This is a genomic window from Mixta gaviniae, from assembly GCF_002953195.1.
Taxonomy (GTDB): domain Bacteria; phylum Pseudomonadota; class Gammaproteobacteria; order Enterobacterales; family Enterobacteriaceae; genus Mixta; species Mixta gaviniae.
Map to the genome: position 1 here is coordinate 2,645,088 of NZ_CP026377.1, position 18,528 is coordinate 2,663,615.

At 54.1% G+C, this 18,528-nt stretch carries 18 protein-coding genes; 6 read left to right on the plus strand and 12 right to left on the minus strand.

Annotation, left to right across the window (positions count from 1 at the left end; genetic code table 11):
- Window positions 1–27: 27 nt before the first annotated feature.
- The 4 genes from iolE to C2E15_RS12385 form a co-directional block, all read right to left on the minus strand.
- Complete coding sequence (gene iolE, locus C2E15_RS12370) at window positions 28–924, minus strand: myo-inosose-2 dehydratase (protein WP_104957633.1); 897 nt, start codon at window positions 922–924, stop codon at window positions 28–30.
- A gap of 91 nt (window positions 925–1,015) precedes the next feature.
- A complete protein-coding gene (locus C2E15_RS12375) occupies window positions 1,016–1,795 on the minus strand; it encodes a TIM barrel protein (RefSeq protein WP_104957634.1) in 780 nt (259 codons plus the stop codon).
- 9 nt (window positions 1,796–1,804) lie between these two features.
- Window positions 1,805–2,812, minus strand: a complete 1,008-nt coding sequence (locus C2E15_RS12380) for a Gfo/Idh/MocA family oxidoreductase (protein WP_104957635.1) — start codon at window positions 2,810–2,812, stop codon at window positions 1,805–1,807.
- A 33-nt stretch (window positions 2,813–2,845) separates the two neighbouring features.
- Window positions 2,846–4,297 (minus strand): sugar porter family MFS transporter, encoded by a 1,452-nt coding sequence (locus tag C2E15_RS12385; protein ID WP_104957636.1) that lies wholly within the window; start codon window positions 4,295–4,297, stop codon window positions 2,846–2,848.
- Window positions 4,298–4,500: 203 nt separating this feature from the next.
- On the opposite strand from C2E15_RS12385, the gene C2E15_RS12390 reads away from it, so the two are divergent.
- On the plus strand, window positions 4,501–6,495 hold the full coding sequence (locus C2E15_RS12390; protein WP_104957637.1) for a sigma-54-dependent Fis family transcriptional regulator: 1,995 nt from the start codon (window positions 4,501–4,503) through the stop codon (window positions 6,493–6,495).
- Window positions 6,496–6,697: 202 nt separating this feature from the next.
- On the opposite strand, the gene C2E15_RS12395 is transcribed toward C2E15_RS12390, so the two are convergent.
- On the minus strand, window positions 6,698–7,318 hold the full coding sequence (locus tag C2E15_RS12395) for a LysE family translocator (RefSeq protein WP_104957638.1): 621 nt from the start codon (window positions 7,316–7,318) through the stop codon (window positions 6,698–6,700).
- A gap of 296 nt (window positions 7,319–7,614) precedes the next feature.
- Window positions 7,615–7,923: a phage tail fiber protein gene (locus C2E15_RS22410; protein WP_483869472.1), complete on the minus strand. Its 309-nt coding sequence runs from the start codon at window positions 7,921–7,923 to the stop codon at window positions 7,615–7,617.
- On the opposite strand from C2E15_RS22410, the gene C2E15_RS12405 reads away from it, so the two are divergent.
- Window positions 7,846–8,067, plus strand: coding sequence for a pyocin activator PrtN family protein (locus C2E15_RS12405; RefSeq protein ID WP_342747498.1), 222 nt, complete (start codon window positions 7,846–7,848; stop codon window positions 8,065–8,067). The two genes, C2E15_RS22410 and C2E15_RS12405, sit on opposite strands and share 78 nt — an antisense overlap.
- Window positions 8,068–8,316: 249 nt before the next feature.
- Here the strand turns inward: C2E15_RS12405 and cutC are convergent, their stop codons facing one another.
- Window positions 8,317–9,069, minus strand: a complete 753-nt coding sequence (gene cutC, locus C2E15_RS12410) for a copper homeostasis protein CutC (RefSeq protein WP_104957639.1) — start codon at window positions 9,067–9,069, stop codon at window positions 8,317–8,319.
- Between the two features lie 87 nt (window positions 9,070–9,156).
- On the opposite strand from cutC, the gene C2E15_RS12415 reads away from it, so the two are divergent.
- On the plus strand, window positions 9,157–10,302 hold the full coding sequence (locus C2E15_RS12415) for a MalY/PatB family protein (RefSeq protein WP_104957640.1): 1,146 nt from the start codon (window positions 9,157–9,159) through the stop codon (window positions 10,300–10,302).
- A gap of 180 nt (window positions 10,303–10,482) precedes the next feature.
- Here C2E15_RS12415 and C2E15_RS12420 read toward each other — a convergent pair whose 3' ends face one another.
- Window positions 10,483–11,049, minus strand: coding sequence for a VOC family protein (locus tag C2E15_RS12420; protein ID WP_104957641.1), 567 nt, complete (start codon window positions 11,047–11,049; stop codon window positions 10,483–10,485).
- A gap of 310 nt (window positions 11,050–11,359) precedes the next feature.
- Here C2E15_RS12420 and C2E15_RS22215 point away from each other — a divergent pair, with 310 nt between their 5' ends.
- From C2E15_RS22215 to C2E15_RS12430, 3 genes are all read left to right on the plus strand, one after another.
- Window positions 11,360–11,482 carry a hypothetical protein gene (locus C2E15_RS22215; protein ID WP_281257489.1) on the plus strand — a complete coding sequence of 41 codons (123 nt, stop codon included), beginning with the start codon at window positions 11,360–11,362 and terminating at the stop codon, window positions 11,480–11,482.
- Window positions 11,483–11,682: 200 nt separating this feature from the next.
- Complete coding sequence (gene argS / locus C2E15_RS12425) at window positions 11,683–13,416, plus strand: arginine--tRNA ligase (RefSeq protein ID WP_104959172.1); 1,734 nt, start codon at window positions 11,683–11,685, stop codon at window positions 13,414–13,416.
- 134 nt (window positions 13,417–13,550) lie between these two features.
- Window positions 13,551–13,811 carry a hypothetical protein gene (locus C2E15_RS12430; protein ID WP_104957642.1) on the plus strand — a complete coding sequence of 87 codons (261 nt, stop codon included), beginning with the start codon at window positions 13,551–13,553 and terminating at the stop codon, window positions 13,809–13,811.
- A 253-nt stretch (window positions 13,812–14,064) separates the two neighbouring features.
- On the opposite strand, the gene flhE is transcribed toward C2E15_RS12430, so the two are convergent.
- The 4 genes from flhE to cheZ form a co-directional block, all read right to left on the minus strand.
- Entirely contained in the window at window positions 14,065–14,460 is a 396-nt protein-coding gene (gene flhE / locus C2E15_RS12435) for a flagellar protein FlhE (protein ID WP_104957643.1), read from the minus strand.
- Window positions 14,460–16,544, minus strand: a complete 2,085-nt coding sequence (gene flhA, locus C2E15_RS12440) for a flagellar biosynthesis protein FlhA (protein WP_104957644.1) — start codon at window positions 16,542–16,544, stop codon at window positions 14,460–14,462. The genes flhE and flhA overlap by 1 nt, the downstream gene beginning before the upstream one ends.
- Window positions 16,537–17,688: a flagellar biosynthesis protein FlhB gene (gene flhB / locus C2E15_RS12445; RefSeq protein ID WP_104957645.1), complete on the minus strand. Its 1,152-nt coding sequence runs from the start codon at window positions 17,686–17,688 to the stop codon at window positions 16,537–16,539. The genes flhA and flhB overlap by 8 nt, the downstream gene beginning before the upstream one ends.
- Before the next feature lie 186 nt (window positions 17,689–17,874).
- Window positions 17,875–18,519 carry a protein phosphatase CheZ gene (gene cheZ / locus C2E15_RS12450; RefSeq protein ID WP_104957646.1) on the minus strand — a complete coding sequence of 215 codons (645 nt, stop codon included), beginning with the start codon at window positions 18,517–18,519 and terminating at the stop codon, window positions 17,875–17,877.
- Window positions 18,520–18,528: the final 9 nt, after the last annotated feature.

Sequence of the window (18,528 nt, forward strand, 5' to 3'; positions counted from 1 at the left end):
AACTAGATGCGCACTTTTATTGGAAACTCAGATTCCAACCTCTTTTTTTACCCATGCCCGCGCATTTTTGACAGTCTCTAATGGCGGCGCTTTCTTTGGATCCTGTTCTGCCTCAATAATAATCCAGCCTTCGTAGGATGAGCTTTTAAGAAAGTTAATAACGGGATCATAATTAACGATACCGTCTCCGGGAATAGTAAATAAACCGGCTCTTACGGCTTCATTAAAGCTCAGGTCATTATTAATGACATCATCCAGCACATGGCCACGTATATCTTTCATATGGATATGTGCTACGCGATTACCGTGATTTCCCAGAACCCAACTGATATCTATGCCTGCAGCAGTCGCATGACCACAGTCCAGTACGATACCAACTAAGTCATCAGTTGCCTCCAGAAATGCCTTTAACTCATCGCTAGTTTCAACCACCATCATTAGATGATGGTGGTAAGCGAGTCGTAAGCCATAAATTTTCAGTAATGAGACGGCCAGATTATTCACCTTCTGTGCATACTGCTGAAGGCTGATATTTTTTAGGGCAGGAGAACGTGATAAGGGTTCATCCAGAGGCGTACTTCCCGGCATCGCACCACACTCTCCATAAACCATTACTTTCGCGCCAAGAGATTTAAGAAGTAATGCATGCTCGTGAACAGCCTCAAGCTCTTCATCAAGAGTACGCTCGGCAAGAAATCCATTAAACCAACCTGATGCCAGTTTAAGTTTCGCTTTAGTTAGAACTGGCTGGAGTTCATCGACTATTCTGGGAAATTTACGGCCCAGTTCAACGCCTTCATAGCCAGCCGCTGCAGCCTCTTCCAGACAGGTTTCAAGCGGAATGTCGCCGCCAAGATCCTCCAGTACATCGTTAGTCCAGGATAGCGGACTAACCCCAACCCGAATACGCTTTGATATGCTCATGATACAATCCTTCAAATTCAAAAAAGCACCGTTTCCGTTACCTGAAGGCGGTGCTTAACAGGTATTCAAAGACTCTATGGAACGTTAGGCATTACAGCGTAAACGCTTCGCGGAAGGCGTCCAGCGCCACGACCGAATCATCTGAGGCCCACCCTTCCAGCGCTACTACTCCGTGATAATTAATATCCTGCAACGCACGCGCAACGGTCTTATAATTGATTTCACCTGTGCCCGGCTCCTTGCGGCCCGGCACGTCAGCAACCTGAATTTCACCAATGTGTTTATTGCTTTTCTGAATTAGCTCAACCAGGTTCCCTTCTCCAATCTGTGCATGATAGATATCCAGATTCATTTTCAGGAAAGGGCTGTTTACTGCGGAAACCAGCGCCAGGGTATCTTCTGCTTTAGCGAAAGGAGTGCCCGGATGGTCAACGGCCGTATTCAGGTTTTCCAGAGTGAATACCTTTCCAGCTTTTTCTCCCAGTGCAGCGAGGGCATCCAGCGTCTTTTTAGCCTTAAGCCACATTACCCCCGTCACAACCTCAACAGGTTTTACTGGCAGCCCCACATTATTCAGACCGGTTCCATGCAGATTCAGTGACGGGCAGCCAAGACGGCGAGCTACTTCAATAGACTCGCTGGCACTGGAAAGCAGTTGAGTAATCTCTGCGTCATCAGTCAAATTTCCCGATATATAGCCAGTCATTGACGTAAAACGCGCTCCGGTTTTCACGAGTGCATCGATATCTTTTTGGGTCCAGTCCCAGATTTCAACGCCGAATCCCATTGCATGAATGCGCTCTACGCGTTCAATGAAAGGCAGGTCGAGAAACACCATCTCAGCACAGACGGATAATGAATAATTAGACATGCGTAATCCTTAAAGTTTGATCGGCTGAGACTGTTGAACAGATGCAATGCAAGCCAGTGCAATTTCCAGCGCGTTGCGGGCATCTTCGCCCGTTGCTTTAGGTGTTTCACCGGTTGCAACACAACGCACGAAATCGGTCAGCTCTGCCACATAGGCATCGCGCAGCAGATCGGTATCGCGGCGTGCCGTATCGACAGAGATGCCATCAGCGGTATAACGCACACAGTTGTTCACATTAATGTTGCCGGCCTGCAGCATACCTTTGCTGCCGAACACCTCACCGCGCACGTCATAGCCATATACAGCTTGGAAGTTAGCTTCAGCTGTTGCGATAGCGCCGTTATCAAAACGGATATTCACTACTGCCGTATCAAGCAGACCACGGTCTTTGAAGTCAGGGCGTACAAGTGCATCAGCTATCGCATAAACCTGAATTGGTTTTGCGCCTGGGTTAAGGTGCAACAGGATGTCAAAGTCATGGATGAGGGTTTCCAGGAAAATCGTCCAGTGTGGGATTGGAGTAGGATCGCCCAGGCCGGGATCACGTGTGGTTGAACGCAGTAGCTGAGGCACGCCAATGTTGCCTGCCTTTATCTCTTCATAAGCTGCAGCAAAACCGCTCACGAATCGACGATTAAAGCCAACCTGTAGCGCGACGCCTGCTTCTTTGGCAGCATTAATTGCCTTGTCAGCTTCTTCCAGTGTCACGGCCATTGGCTTTTCACAGAACACGCCTTTACCGGCTTTAGCTGCTGCTACAACCAATTCACCATGAGTACGTGCAGGAGATGCGATGACAACTGCGTCGATTTCAGTATCGTTCAGCATGGCCTGAGGATCGGTATAAGAATTTTGTGCGCCCAATTTAGCGGCCAGCTTTTCGGCAGCGCCTGGAACCGGATCGGCTATCGCAACTAGCGTTGCACCCGGAATGCGCTGAGCCACTGTCTCACCGTGGAAACTGCCCATACGACCTGCGCCAATCAAACCCACGCGCACAATGTTTTTAACAGACATGAAAATCTCCTTAATATGTAGGGTATTTACGGCTTACTTTTGTGATACGGATTCTGGCGTGACGAGCGGTTGATGCTCGTGACCAAAACGACGGGATTTAGAAAGCATTAATGGCTCTATATGTTCCAGAGACACACCTTTAGTTTCCGGTAGGAAACGGCCAACGAACCAGAAAGCGATGACACTGAACCCACCGCACAGCAGCAGTGGGAAAGCGCCATGGAAGTGTTCCATTAATGCCGGGTTGCGGTTCATCATCGGGAAGCTCTGTGTGACAATGAAGTTGGATACCCACAGGGAACAGAAGGCATAGCCCATTGCGACAGCACGCATACGGTTAGGAAAAATTTCGGAAATCAGCAACCAGGCGCCGAGGCTCCATGACAGGCCGAATACAAAGATGAAGCCCACCAACCCAACGACCGGCAGGTAGCCTTTGGCTTCGTTCATGAATGCCCAAGAAGTGAAGAAAAGGAAAGCAGCGCAGCCTAAAGCACCCCAGCGTAGTAATGGAATGCGGCCTACACGGTCAAATGCAACTAGCGCAATACTTACGCCAGCCAGCAGGGCCAGACCAAGGAAGATACTCTGGAACAGGGAATCCTGAGTATTGCCGGTCACGTTATGCAGCAGTGACGGTGCGAAGTACATCAGAATGTTGATGCCGGAAACCTGCTGTAGTACCGCAATGGCACAACCAATCCAGAGGATATAAGAGGCTTTTTTGTCTTTCAGGATGCCACGCTGCGATGCTCCACCGGTTGAGGCAGAATCAGTAGTGATAGAACGATGAATTTCGGCATACAAGCGTTCAGCGTGCGCTGCGTTAGAAAGAGAAGTCAGTACCATCAGAGATTTATCTTTCTTATTGTGCATTGCATACCAGCGCGGAGATTCTGGCATGAAGAAGGCCATCGCCAGGAAGAGCGCGCAGGGGACCAGCGCCGAGGCCAGCATCCAGCGCCAGCCCATAGATACGATCCATTCGTGACCCGCGCCTTTAGCAATCAGATAGTTCACCACGTAAACCACTAACTGGCCGCTCACCATCAGCATCTGCTGCATTCCCAGCATACGTCCGCGCAGGTCTTTAGGTGAAACTTCAGCGATATATAAAGGAGTCACGGCGGACGCCATTCCCACAGCCAAGCCACCAATCATGCGATAGATAACGAACCAGGTCAGGTCATTAGCCAGTGCAGAGCCAATCGCAGATATAGTGAAGAGAATCGCAGTGATAATCAGGGTAGTCTTACGGCCAAAGCGATCCGTAAAGCGCCCGACAGCCCACGCACCAACAACACATCCCAGAATTACATTAGAAACAGCCCAGCCGCTTTCTGCAGGTGAAAGTGATAAGTGTTCTGTCAGCGGATCAATGACGCCTGAAATGACAGATGCGTCATAGCCAAGAATGATCCCACTAACCGATGCGATGGCACAGATAAACACAAGATAGGGCACATTATGTTTTCGTGTAGACATTTCGATATTTCTCCACGTTGATTTTTGAAATTTTTATTTTTGTAGGTAAGACATCTATAGTTAGCAACCAGCGTGCCAGATCACACATCTTTGTTTTTAAAGGAAATAAAAAAGGACAATGATCACAAAATGTTTATAAAAAAGACATGTATCGGCAACATGTCTTTAGAATGAACATATCCATAGCTACAAGGTTGAAATGTATGAACCATACTCAAACGAAGATTTGGGACGAGGAGTGGGAGCTGATCGCCAGGCTTAACCATGAACAACTGTTTGCCGAATACATTGACGAATTGGGGATAGCCTGGAACGCTTTTGAACGAGGAGAAACTCCGAAAGGTTTACGCTCTGCTATCCACGCGTCATGGTTACGTAGCCACTCAGCAGGCATTGACGCATATCGCTTTGAATATCAGTTTTGCGATGAGAGCGAGCTGCGCAGGATACTGGTGCGTAACTCGCTGTTGATTTCAATCGCACGTGACATCATGCGTAACCTGCTCGCCTATAATCCCGATGGTCATATCAATCTGACTGATGCCAATGGCGTAACGCTATATTTTTGTGGACAGGATCTTACGCCAGTAGGCAGCATTCTCAGCGAGGCTGTTTCAGGTACAAATTGCACCGGTCGCTGCCTGAAAGAGAACAGGCTTGTTTATATGCTAAGTGCGGAAAACTATAAGGAGGCATTGCGTATTCGTGGTAAGCACTGTGCTGCAGCGCCTGTCAGGGATGAAAATGGCGTCATACTTGGCGTTCTAACATTGACTGCTAATCCTGGTTATTTCCATTACCATACACTCGGTACGGTTCAGGCAGCCGCCGAGGCAATTTCACAGCAATTGATGCTGCGTCATCTGGTTAATGAGCAGGAATCGGTCATGGAATCGCTGAATGAAGGCGTGCTTGTTGTCAGTGAGCAAGGCACCATCCGTCAGCTGAACCGCTATGCCTGCCAGGTACTGGGCATACAGGAAGATGTCCGCTTCCGTGATGCTGATGAAGTTTTACTACCTGAAAGTTGCTCATTAAAAACACTGCCTGTCTGCAAAGATCGCAATATTACGCTCTGCCCGAATCCTGAAACGCGTATCTCATGTGTGATTTCCGTAGTCATTACCCCCATAGGCAGCCGCGTAATTTCTATGCGCGATAATCGGCGTGTGCGTGATATAACTCGTCGCGTTATTGGCAGTACTGCCAGCTACAATTTTGACATGATTTTAGGGCAGTCACGTATCATGCAGGATACGCGTAACAAAGCACGTTACGCCGGACGTAGCGATAGTACCGTGCTGCTTACGGGTGAGAGCGGCACCGGTAAGGAGTTATTCGCTCAGTCTATTCATAACAGCAGTAATCGTAATACCGGCCCATTCCTAGCGGTTAACTGTGGCGCGATTCCGCGCGATTTAGTGCAAAGTGAACTTTTTGGCTATGAGGATGGTGCATTCACAGGCTCCAGACGGGGTGGTGCAGCGGGAAAATTTGAACTGGCAGATGGAGGAACGCTGTTCCTGGATGAAATCGGCGATATGCCGCTTGATGCGCAAGCAAGTCTGCTACGTGTATTACAAGAAGGTGAAGTCATTCGCATCGGTGGTAAGCGTCCCCTGAAAGTAAATGTGCGTATTGTTGCGGCAACGAATCGGGATCTGAAAAAAGATACTGAGAATGGTTCATTTCGTCGTGACCTGTATTTTCGCCTGAACGTGATAAACTTGACTATTCCCCCATTGCGAGTCAGAAAAGAAGATATTAAAGAGCTGACTGAGTGGTTCTGCGAAAAAATCTGCTGCACGCTTAATCGCAAGCGCGCACGGTTTTCCGATCAGGCGCTGCAGTTGATGGAAAACTATGACTGGCCCGGGAATGTGCGTGAGCTGGAGAATATTGTTGAGCGAACTATCAACCTGACCGATACAGATGATATCAGGGACAATGATCTTCCTGAAGAACTGCGCCTGCCCGGCCTTACTGATTCATACGTACCGTATGGAAACACTAAAAACTTCAGTCTGAAGGATGGTGAGAAAGCACTGATTGAACTTTGCCTGATAGAAAAGCAGGGCAATATGCGGCAAGTTGCTATCGCGCTCAAACTTTCACGCGGTGCGCTGTATAACAAGCTGAAGCGTTATGGAATTGATCCCCGAAATTATCGCAATCTCAGTCACAACGAGTTAAACTGATTTCCCAAGATACAATCTAATAAATCGGATCGGAAATGCGGTTCATTAGGATCGGCATGAAAAATAACAACATTCTAAAATGATATTATTTTCAGGAAGACATAGCAACTTGCAGAAAAGGAAGTGGACAACGTACTAAATTTTCACAAATTGAAGAAATAAAAGAAAGAGGAAATACAATCCTCTTTCCTTTGTAAGTTATTTACCGCTTGCTGAATGCCAATCGGGCTGCGAATAATAAAAAGATAATGCCTGTTGTACGATCCATCCAGCGGATCACTTTTTCTTTTCTCAACAGAGAAGTTAGCGGCCGAGTTGCACCAATCAGCATCATTGACCAGATAAGGCCAATCGTCATATGAATACTTACCAGCCAAAATGTCCAGATAAGCGGCGAGTGCCCCTGAGGGATAAACTGGGGTAAAAAAGAAACGTAAAAAATACCCACTTTAGGATTCAGCGCATTGCCAAGCACCCCTTTCAAAAACCAGTTTGAAGCAGGCTTTTCAGAAGAATCGGCTACTGCAAATTTCTTCCTCGGGTGTACCAACATATTTATGCCTAGCCAGCTCAGATAAGCCGCACCGCAGTACTTCAGAATGTCATATGCAAGCTCAGAAACAGCTACAAGCGCTCCCAGTCCGAAAGCGACCGCTACGCCCCATATTAAACAGCCGACACTAATACCAAGTGCAGCACGGATGGCTTGCTTTCGTCCTTCTACTGTGGCAGTTCTTAATATCAGCGCTGTGTCCAGTCCCGGTGTTAAAGTCAACAGCACAGCTGCGAAACTGAACGTCAGAAGCGCGTCTATAACAGACATAGTAATATCTCCAGGTCATTAATATTATTTACTTAAATTGGATTCTGGACCCCAGACCCTTACATTTTAAGAACGTAGTGTACAAAACGGATCTCTACAGGTCATAGTTTATTTTTTTAAAAGACATGTAGTTCTGTGTCTGCTATTGGCACAAAACAGTCTGTCAATGCTTGCAGTGACCTGTACAAAAAACAGTCTTGGCGTGTTTTCTAAGCAACTTACTTAAAGGCCACAACGCTTTGTTTGTCCAAAATTTTTCTGACCTTTTATTCGGCAACTTCTAATCTCTCGTCAGGTTAATTTTCTTTCTCCGGCATCTGCAGACGAATATCAATCCAGCTGGTAGGCGGCACATCGATTAATGGCCCTTTCGTCAGTACGATTTCACCATCATCGCTCAGCATATACTTGCGCTTATAGAGACGAACGGTAATGCCACCGCTTTCGGTCTCTTCCGCTTCGACTATTCCCATATCACCAGAGCCCATTGGGTCACGTGGTGGCGACAGCTGCTTGAGACAGCTACCATCCCTCTCACTCAGATGTGCGAAAAATATTTTGGTATGAAGCCAGCTACAGCTGAAAAAAAGGCTTGGCTGAACCAATTGCCAGTCCCAACGTTCCGAGCTGGTGAGAGCCAAAAAGCACCACGCATGATCCATATTGCAGACTTGGCCGAATATATCGACAAGCAGCGAAAGGAAAGTAAAGAACAGTTTGAGCTGCTTAAAATGGCAGCGGGTAAGTGAAAATTTATCGAATCATATCCCGGATGAAACCGGGATTTTTTTTGCCTCTATGATTGCCACTATTCTTTTTTCTTTGTTGTTTTCTAGCGTTTCTTTGTGTATTTTTTCAGGCGCAGGGACCCCATAGGGCCCCCTCACAACTTAGGTGATTGTTTTGAATAAAAAAAACCCCAACAACATGCTGGGGTTTGGTACTTGCAAACATCACGTCTGAGGAACGGCGTGCTGCGCGGCAAAAACTGTCAGGGTTCAGGCGACCCGAATGTGATTCATTTGCATGATGCTTTTCATCGCCTCAACCATATCGCCATCAACGCACTGACGGCTGAACTCATCGGTTTCAACATCTGAACTCATGGAAACACCCGCTTTGCGGTAACGCATCGGAGATGAAACCAGGCGGCTGGCGGAGCTGTGCAGCTCGCGAATCCCGGCGTCGAGAAACTTTTGCAGGTTACTCAACCGCACGCCAGCACCGGCCATAATGATTGGACCTGCACTGAACTGGTTAAGTTCCTTTAATAATGCAATTCCGCTTTCGGCGCTTTGCTGCTGTCCTGATGTCAGAATGCGCGCAACGCCCAAATCGGTCAATATTTCCATGGCACGTTTCGGACTGTGACACAGATCAAAAGCACGATGAAAGGTCACTTCCATATCGCCGCACAGCGGCATCAGTTCCCGCATCTTGCTGATATCTATATGCGCATCTTCGTCCAGCATGCCGAACACCACCCCAGGAAAGCCCAGCTCGCGGATCAGCGCCACATCTGATTTCATGGCGGCGAACTCACCGGCGCTGTAGCAAAAATCGCCGCCGCGCGGACGCACAATCGGATGAACAGGGATATGAAGATGAGAACGCGCCGCCTGTAGCGTGCCGGCAGACGGCGTCAGGCCGCCCTCTTTCGGCGCCGCGCAAAGCTCAACCCGGTCAGCACCCGCCTCCTGTGCGGTCAGCGCGCAATCCAATCCGTAGCAGCATACTTCCAGTTTTACCATTTCATCCTCCTGTCTAATGACTGCTGGCTGGTTTTCTGATTCTCGATTAGGCTCAGTTTGCAGGGCAGTATAATGGGAAGGTTAATCATGGCATTCAATTTTGACCAATGGATAGACCGGCATCACAGCGATAGCCTGAAGTGGCGAAAATATCGCGCCCGCGACGTGTTGCCGCTCTGGGTAGCGGATACTGACTTTCGCTCGCCGCCTGCGGTGATCGATGCGCTACATCAGCGGGTGGAGCATGGCGTCTTTGGCTATGGCGCCGAGCCTGAGGAACTGTTCGCCGTGGTTAAAGCGCGGATGGCCGAGCGCTACCAGTGGCAAATAGAGACCGAATGGCTGGTGCTGCTGCCGGGCGTGGTCGCCGGGCTTAACCTCTGCGTACGCGCCTTTACCGCGCCGGGCGAAGGCACCTTTGCCCCAACGCCCATCTATCCGCCGTTCCGGCTGGCAGCGCAATGGGCGCAGCGCGATCAAATCAACCTGCAAATGCGCCAGGAAAACCAACGCTGGGTGATGGACTTAACCGCCGCGGAGATGCAGCGGCGCGGCAATGAGAAGCTGCTGATGCTGTGCAATCCGCACAACCCTGGCGGCACGGTTTACCGGCGTGACGAGCTGGAAGCGCAGCTGCGCTTTGCGCTGCGTCATGACCTGATCGTCTGTTCTGACGAAATTCATAGTGAGCTGATTCTGGAGCCTGGCCTGCGGCATATTCCCTTCGCTTCACTGAACGAAGAGGCTGCGCAGCGTTCAGTTACGCTGATTTCCCCGTCGAAGAGCTTTAATATCGCCGGGCTGGGCGCCTCGCTGGCGGTGATCCCAAATAAGGCGCTACGGCAGCGGTTTAACGAGGCGCGGCGCGGCGTAGTGCCACAGGTGGATATTCTGGCGTTGACCGCCGCCACGGCGGCATGGCGCGACGGACAGCCGTGGCTGGACGCGCAGCTGGCGTACCTGCGCAGCAACCGCGACTGGCTGTGCCAACAGATCAACGCCCTGCCCGGCCTGCATGTGACGCCGCCGGAGGCGACCTATCTGGCGTGGATCGCCGCGCGCCTGCCCGGCGTGGCCAGCCCTGCCGCCTGGTTTGAGCAGCACGGCCTTGGCCTTTCGCCGGGGCGGGAGTTTGGCGATGACGGCTTCGTACGCTTTAACTTCGGCTGTACGCGCGCCACGCTGGAAGAGGCCGTCGCGCGGATGAGACGCGCCGTTGAGGCCACCGTCTAGCTTTTGCACGCCAGGGAAAGGCCGAACTCACCCGGCCCCCCTTAGCTTTTGCCCCCTCTTTCGCACCGCTGAAGGGCAACCGATACGCCTGGCGGCCCTTCTCTGAGTCCTTCAGGCGGCCCTTCGCTGGCGCACGATGTTTCGTCTGCCGGAAAGCTGCCGCGCTCCCGCAAACAAGCCTCAGTTATCGCGCTCCCTGGCAACGATCTCTTTTAAACTCCACGGGTGGAATTTAATGGTGATCTGCCCGTCGGTCACCGCCAGCGTAGGATTAGGCAAACGCTCATTTTCACCCTGCGGCGCGCTGGTTTTAAACGAGATCCCCGGCTGCAGCAGGCCGCTGTCGGAAAGCAACGCCATCGCGCGTGCGCCCAGCGTTTCCGGATCGCCGCGCAGCACAATCTCCACATGCTCCCAGCCCTCATGGCGATAAAGTTTATTGCCCGGCCAGGGCAACTCCACCACGCTGATGCGCCACGGACCGACCTGCAACGGCTCCGCCAGTTCAAATAAACAAATGGGTCGACCGTTAATCAAATTTTCTGAAAACAGTGTTCCGACCTGCATCAATCCTTGCTTCCAGCGCTCCGCTGTGGTGATTTGATGACAGCGTACCGAAATGTGGTCAGCCTCCAGATTTTCCAGTGTTAATCCCAGCTTTTCCGCCAGTTCTTTCAGCTGATTTTCGAAACGCGGCAGGTCGTTTGCAAGATCGGACAGCGCTTCCAGATTATTCCTGAATGGCACAATTACTCCCCATTTTCGTTAAGTTTTGCTAAACATTGCTCGCTTTCTGAGCGTTCAGGTAAGGCCAGCTATAGCTGTAAAAAGCGCCTTTAGGTTTAATATTTCTGATAAATTGACGGAATTTACCGTATTAATGTCCAGTTTAGCACGGTACAGAGCCAGAAAATATTTTATAAAAGCATGGTTAACCTTATGTTTTTAGGTATGTTTGCTGCGGGTTTAAGGTAATTCCTAATTGGGCGGGGCCGCAATTGCGGCTACCGGGCCTTTCTTATAAATTTACCCGAACCATCACACAAGGAATGGCTTTATGTTTAAACTCATTATTATTGCAGTTCTGATCGCGCTGATGGGGTTTGCTATCTCCCGCCACTGGAAGGTGCGCAATGAAAAAACGGTAAGCAACCCGCATCGTCACCTTCGACGTCGCTAACCTTTTTTCCCGTTGGCGGAAACATACACAGCCGTGTTTCCGCCCGCCAGGGCTACTGACGCCTCACTTCAAATAAAGTATACTTCCCCCCTTCTTTTTTCCGCGACGCCAATTTACAGCAACCTGCCAGGCTGTCTGGCGCCGCGATGATAATGCCTGCCGCAGCGCGGCAGGCAATGCAGACAGATGAAGGTAACTCGGTGAATATTCAGGCTCTCCTTTCCGAAAAAGTTAGTCAGGCGATGATCGCCGTCGGCGCGCCGGCAGATTGCGAACCTATGGTTCGCCAATCGGCGCGCGTCCAGTTTGGCGATTACCAGGCCAACGGCATTATGGCGGTCGCGAAAAAGCTGGGTCAGCAGCCGCGTCAGCTGGCCGAGCAGGTTGTACAGCATCTCGAGCTGGACGGCATCGCCAGCAAGATTGAAATCGCCGGACCGGGCTTCATTAACATTTTCCTCGCGCCTGAATTCCTGGCGCAGCAGGCGGAAGCGGCGCTGGCGTCGCCGCGCCTCGGTGTTGCACCGGTGCAGGCACAGACCATCGTGATCGATTACTCCGCGCCGAACGTGGCGAAAGAGATGCACGTAGGCCATGTACGCTCGACCATCATCGGCGATGCGGCGGCGCGCACCCTGGAGTTCCTCGGCCACAAGGTCATCCGCGCTAACCACGTGGGCGACTGGGGCACGCAGTTCGGCATGCTGATCGCCTATCTGGAAAAGCAGCAGCGCGAACATCATGAAGCGATCGCCCTTTCCGATCTGGAAGCGTTCTATCGCGAAGCGAAGAAGACCTACGACGAAGACGAAGCGTTCGCCGAGCGCGCGCGTGGCTACGTGGTAAAACTGCAGGGCGGCGACGAATATTGCCGCACCATGTGGAAAAAGCTGGTCGATATCACCATGACGCAGAACCAGACGGTTTACGATCGTCTGAACGTGACGCTGACGCGCAATGACGTTATGGGTGAAAGCCTGTACAACGATATGTTGCCGGGCATCGTCGCCGATCTGAAAGCCAAAGGTCTGGCGGTGGAGAGCGAAGGCGCCACCGTGGTGTTCCTCGACGAATTCAAAAACAAAGAAGGCGAGCCGATGGGTGTCATCATCCAGAAAAAGGATGGCGGCTACCTGTACACCACCACGGATATCGCCTGCGCGAAATACCGCTATGAGCAGCTGCACGCCGACCGCGTGCTTTACTACATCGATTCCCGTCAGCACCAGCATCTGATGCAGGCGTGGACTATCGTGCGTAAAGCGGGCTACGTGCCGGAATCGGTGCCGCTGGAACACCATATGTTTGGCATGATGCTGGGCAAAGATGGCCGTCCGTTCAAAACCCGTAGCGGCGGCACCATCAAGCTTTCCGATCTGCTGGACGAAGCGGTAGAGCGCGCGACGGCGCTGGTTTCCGAAAAGAATCCCGATATGGATGCGGACGAGCTGCGCAAGCTGGCGAATATCGTCGGCATCGGCGCGGTGAAGTATGCCGACCTGTCGAAGAGCCGCACCACCGATTACATTTTCGACTGGGATAACATGCTGGCCTTCGAGGGCAACACCGCGCCTTATATGCAGTACGCTTATACCCGCGTGCTGTCGGTGTTCCGCAAAGCGGGCATTGATGAGAACGCCATGCTGGAAGGCACGATTCAGCTGAGCGATGCGCGTGAAACCCAGCTGGCGGCGCGCCTGCTGCAGTTTGAAGAGACCATTACGCTGGTCGCGCGTGACGGCACGCCGCATGTGATGTGCGCCTATCTGTACGATCTGGCGGGTCTGTTCTCCGGCTTCTATGAACACTGCCCGATCCTTTCTGCGGAAGATATGGCGGTGCGTCAGAGCCGTTTGAAGCTGGCGCTGCTGACCGCACGCACGCTGAAGCGCGGCCTGGATACGCTGGGTATCGAGACCGTCGAGCGTATGTAAGCTTGCGGTTGCCGTGCCAGTCGCGGCCAGCCAGAACTGATAAATCCACGCTCCGGCGTGGATTTTTTTATGTCAGGCCGAACCCGGCGGCGGCGTGTAGGCGACTCAGGGCCGAAGATGCTGGCTGGCGGCGCATGAATCTGGCAAACAGCGGCGCCGACGTCAGGCCAGCGGCGAAAAGGCCGCTACGTAAAGACAGCCTCCATCTCTGGAGGCTCTGCCGCGTTATCCCTGAGGTGGAAGCTTTGCTTCGCGCCTGTCCGCCCCGGCTTCACCTGCTGGTGAAATTTGCCGCCGCTTTTAGCTCCTGTATCGCTGTTATTTTCTTGTTGCAGAGCCAGAAAAGCGGAAAGACGCTGCAATCACGCAATCATAAGGTTAGGGAAAAAGGTTAAGTTCCGGCAGCACACTATTCAGGGGAGCGAGCGGGACGGGGCGATGAGGCGGGCCTCACGCGCCAGGGATGGCGCGGGCGGAGGCCTCAGGGAGGGGTTTATGCCGTCCCGCCGAATGAACCGTCCCGCTGGCGACCGGCACCAGACCGGTGTTCAGGACACGCCACGACACACTCATGCTTGCCACCAGCCGCAGACAGATTTTCAGCTCGCGCAACGACACACTCGCGTTTACGCCCGCTTACAGCTCAGGCTACTGGTAATTCACCATCACCTGATTACTCAGAACGCGCAACACCGGGAACAGCCTTCCCTGCCCCGGCACGCTATAAATAAAGCGCAGCGTATCGCCGGCGGGCACGTTGGTCAGGCCGCGCGTCGCGCCGCTGGCGCCTTCGATCGGCGTACAGCGCGTACTGGAACAGAGCTTCACCAGCATCCCCGCAGGCTGCGGGCCGGTCAGCTCAAAACGCCAGTAAATAATCGTCATCACGCCAGACACCGGCCCCGGCGGCGTAATCGCCGCCGACGATGCTTCGACGCCGCGATTACTCAGGCTCGTGCCGACGGCACTCCCCTGCCATGCCCCGCCCGATGCCTGCGACGCCAACGGCAACAGCAGCGCTAACGATAACAGCAAACCTTTCATTAATGGCCTCCAATGGTCGCCGTCATACGGATATGGCGATTATCGGTCAGCTCCATATTAGACAACACCACCAGCTGCGGCAGATTGCGGCGCAGGAAACGCGCCAGCAGCGCCCGCAGCGGATGATTCACCAACAGCACCGGCGGCGCGCCCAGCATCTCCTGATTCTGCAGCGCGCGCTGCGCCTGCTCCAGCAGACGATCCGCCAGGCCCGGCTCCAGCCCGCCGCCGCCCTGCAACGCCTGCAGCAGCAAACGTTCCAGCGTCGCATCCAGGCCAATCACCTGCACTTCCCCGTTGCCCGGGAACCACTGCTGCGTGATCGCGCGGCCCAGCGCGACACGCACTACCGTCGTTAACTCGTGCGGATCGTTCTGCACCGGCGCATGTTCCGCCAGCGTCTCGATAATGGTACGCATATCCCGGATCGATACGCGCTCCGCCAGCAGATTCTGCAGCACCTTATGCAGCGTCGTCAGCGACACCACGCCCGGCACCAGATCTTCCGTCAGCTTCGGCATCTCCTGGCTTACGCGATCCAGCAGCTGCTGCGCCTCCTGACGACCAAACAGCTCGCTGGCGTACTGGCCGATCAGGTGGTTCAGGTGCGTCGCCACCACGGTACTGGCTTCCACCACGGTAAAGCCCTGAATCTGCGCCTGCTCTTTCAGCGCGCTGTCGATCCAGATAGCGGCCAGACCAAACGCCGGGTCAACCGTCGGCTCGCCAGGCAAACTGCCGGCAGCCGTGCCGGGGTTGATCGCCATCCAGCGGCCCGGATAAGCGTCACCGCTGCCGATCTCAACCCCTTTCATCAAAATACGGTAGCGCGCTGCCGGCATATCCATATTGTCGCGGATATGCACCACCGGCGGCAGAAAGCCCATCTCCTGCGCGAACTTCTTACGAATACTGCGGATACGGCCCAGCAGCTCGCCATCCTGGGTGCTGTCCACCATCGGGATCAGGCGATAACCCACTTCCATACCCAGCGAATCTTCCAGCTGCACGTCGCCCCAGGTCGCCTCTACCGTCGCCGCCGTCTCCTGCGCGCGCGGAATCGCCTGCGATGCTGCCGCCTTCGGCTTCATCTCGCGGCCGCGCTGCCACCAGGCCAGGCCCAGCAACGCTGCGGTAAACAGCAGAAACACCAGGTTCGGCATTCCCGGTACCAGGCCCAACAGCCCCAGCACGCCGGCGCTCAGCATCATCACGCGCGGGTTGCTGAACAGCTGGTTCACCATCTGCTCGCCCACGTCCTGATCGGTACTGACGCGCGTCACGATCACGCCCGCCGCGGTAGAGATCACCAGCGCCGGGATCTGCGCCACCAGGCCGTCACCGATGGTCAGCAGCGTATAGCTTTCCGCCGCCGCGCCGAACGGCATGCCGTGCTGCACCACACCCACCAGCAGGCCGCCCACGACGTTGATAATCATAATCATGATGCCGGCGATGGCGTCGCCGCGCACAAACTTACTGGCACCATCCATTGAACCGTAAAAATCCGCTTCCTGCGTTACTTCAGAACGGCGCTTCTTCGCCTCTTCTTCGCCTATCAGACCGGCGTTCAGATCCGCATCGATCGCCATCTGCTTGCCAGGCATACCGTCAAGCACGAAACGCGCGCCCACTTCCGCGATACGTCCGGCGCCCTTGGTAATCACCATAAAGTTAATGATGATCAGAATAATAAACACCACGATACCGATGGCGAAGTTGCCGCCGACGAGGAAGTGGCCGAATGCCTCTACCACCTGGCCCGCCGCCGCCGCGCCGGTATGCCCATCCAGCAGGATCACGCGCGTCGAGGCGACGTTCAGCGCCAGACGCAGCAGCGTCGAAAACAGCAGAATGGTCGGGAACGCGGCAAATTCCAGCGTGCGCTGGGTGAACATCGCCACCAGCAGCACCATGATTGACAGCGCGATGTTAAAGGTAAACAGCAGATCGAGGATAAAGGGCGGCAGCGGCAGCACCATCATCGACAGGATCATCAGAATCAGCAGCGGGCCAGCCAGCACCTTCATCTGCGAATCTTTCATGTTACCCGGTAAGCGAAGTAAAGCGGCCAGATTAGCCATCAGCTCTCGTCTCTCCTGCAAAGTCCAGTTCAGCCGGTACCGGCAAGCGTTCAGGTTTCTTCGGTATCAGGCCGCCTTCGCGCTTCCAGCGTCGAAGCTGCCATACCCAGGCCAGCACTTCCGCCACTGCGCCATAAAGCGCGCCCGGAATGTGCTGTCCTATTTCACTGTGACGATAAAGGGCGCGCGCCAGCGGCGGCGCCTCCAGAATCGGCACACGATGTTCTTTGCCCAGCTCGCGAATGCGCAGCGCCACGTCGCCCGCGCCTTTCGCCACTACCTTCGGCGCGCTCATCTTCTTCTCGTCATACTGCAGCGCCACCGAATAGTGCGTCGGGTTGGTAACGATCACGTCCGCTTTCGGCACGTCGGCCATCATGCGGCGACGGGCGGCGGCGCGCATCGCCTGACGGATGCGTCCCTTTACATGCGGGTCGCCTTCCATCTCTTTATGTTCGTCGCGGATCTCCTGGTGAGTCATGCGCAGCTTTTTGAAATAGCTGAACAGCTGCCAGAAGACGTCGAACCCCACCATCGGCACCAGGCTCAGCACCACCAGAAAACAGCAGGCGGCAATCATGTTCATGCCGTGCGCCAGCGCCATATAGGGCGATTCGGTAATCAGATGCAGCATATCGGGCCAGCGGCTCCAGACATACCAGCCCGCCACCGAGCCGACCAGCACCGCCTTCAGTACCGCTTTCAGCAGCTCGGCCGCCGTCTGGGCGGAAACCATGCGCTTCAGCCCGCTCAGCGGGTTCAGCTTGCTGAAGCTCGGGGAAAGGGATTTGCCGCTCAGCACGATGCCGCCCAGCAGCATCGGCGCGGCGATAGCCACCAGCACCAGGCCGCACATCATCGGCACCAGCGCCCAAACCGCCTGGCCGAGCAGTCGGCTGACGTGACGGACAATCTGGCCCGGGTCATTGATTAAACGGTGATCGAAGCTAAAGCCGGAGGCGACCATTTCGGCCAGCTGGCGGGCCATCGGTTCGCCGCCCATCCACAGCACCATCAGCCCGGCCACCAGCATCAGCAGCGAGGTCAGCTCGCGGGAACGCGGGATCTGCCCCTCTTTTCGCGCTTTTTCAAGTCGGTGGGGTGTGGGGGATTCTGTTTTTTCCTCGTCGCTACCTTCAGCCACGTTGCTAACCTGCGTCGGAATGGGGGGTTGCGCATAGGTTGCCAAACTCGGGCCGATTTAATGGGTCGAGTAACAGGGGTAAACAGGGGTTATTTCAGGGAATGGAGAAAAACAGGCTGACGCGGCGTCAGCCTGTGGGTCGGTGTTGGGGTGCCGCCGCCCGCGTAACGGGACGGCGGCAGGCTATCAGAAGCCCAGACTATCGAGCAGATCGTCAACCTGGTCCTGGTTCGCCACGACGCCAGGGGCGGCGGCGTTAATCTGCGGACCGTTGAGCAGGCTGTCTTCATCCCGCTTCTGACGCGCGTTCGCTTCCGGCATGTTCTCCAGCAGCACCATCAACAGCTGGCGCTCAATCTCCTGGATCACATCCATCATGCGCTTGATGACCTGACCGGTAAGGTCCTGGAAATCCTGCGCCATCATGATGTCGAGCAGCTGTGCGTTGGTAAAGGACGTGTGTTCCGGCACGGCGGCCAGATATTCGCGCGTATCCGAAACCAGTACACGAGCGTCCGCCAGCTCGATTGGGTCTTCAAACCAGGCATCCCAGCGCGTCTTAAGATCTTTTGCGCCGCTCTCCAGCGCATCCTGACGCGGCTGTGACGCCTCTACGCAGTTCAGCGCACGCTCAGCGGCCTGAGCGGTCATCTGCACCACATAGTCGAGACGGTCACGGGCGTCCGGAATCGCTTCCGCCGCTTCAGCAATCGCCTGATCCAGTCCCAGTTCGCGCAGGCTGTCACGCAGCATGCGCGTCAGGGAGCCGATGCGAGAAATAATATCTTGCGCCGAAGCCGCATCGGTCGCTGGTTTCGTAAGTTCGCTCATCACGTCTCC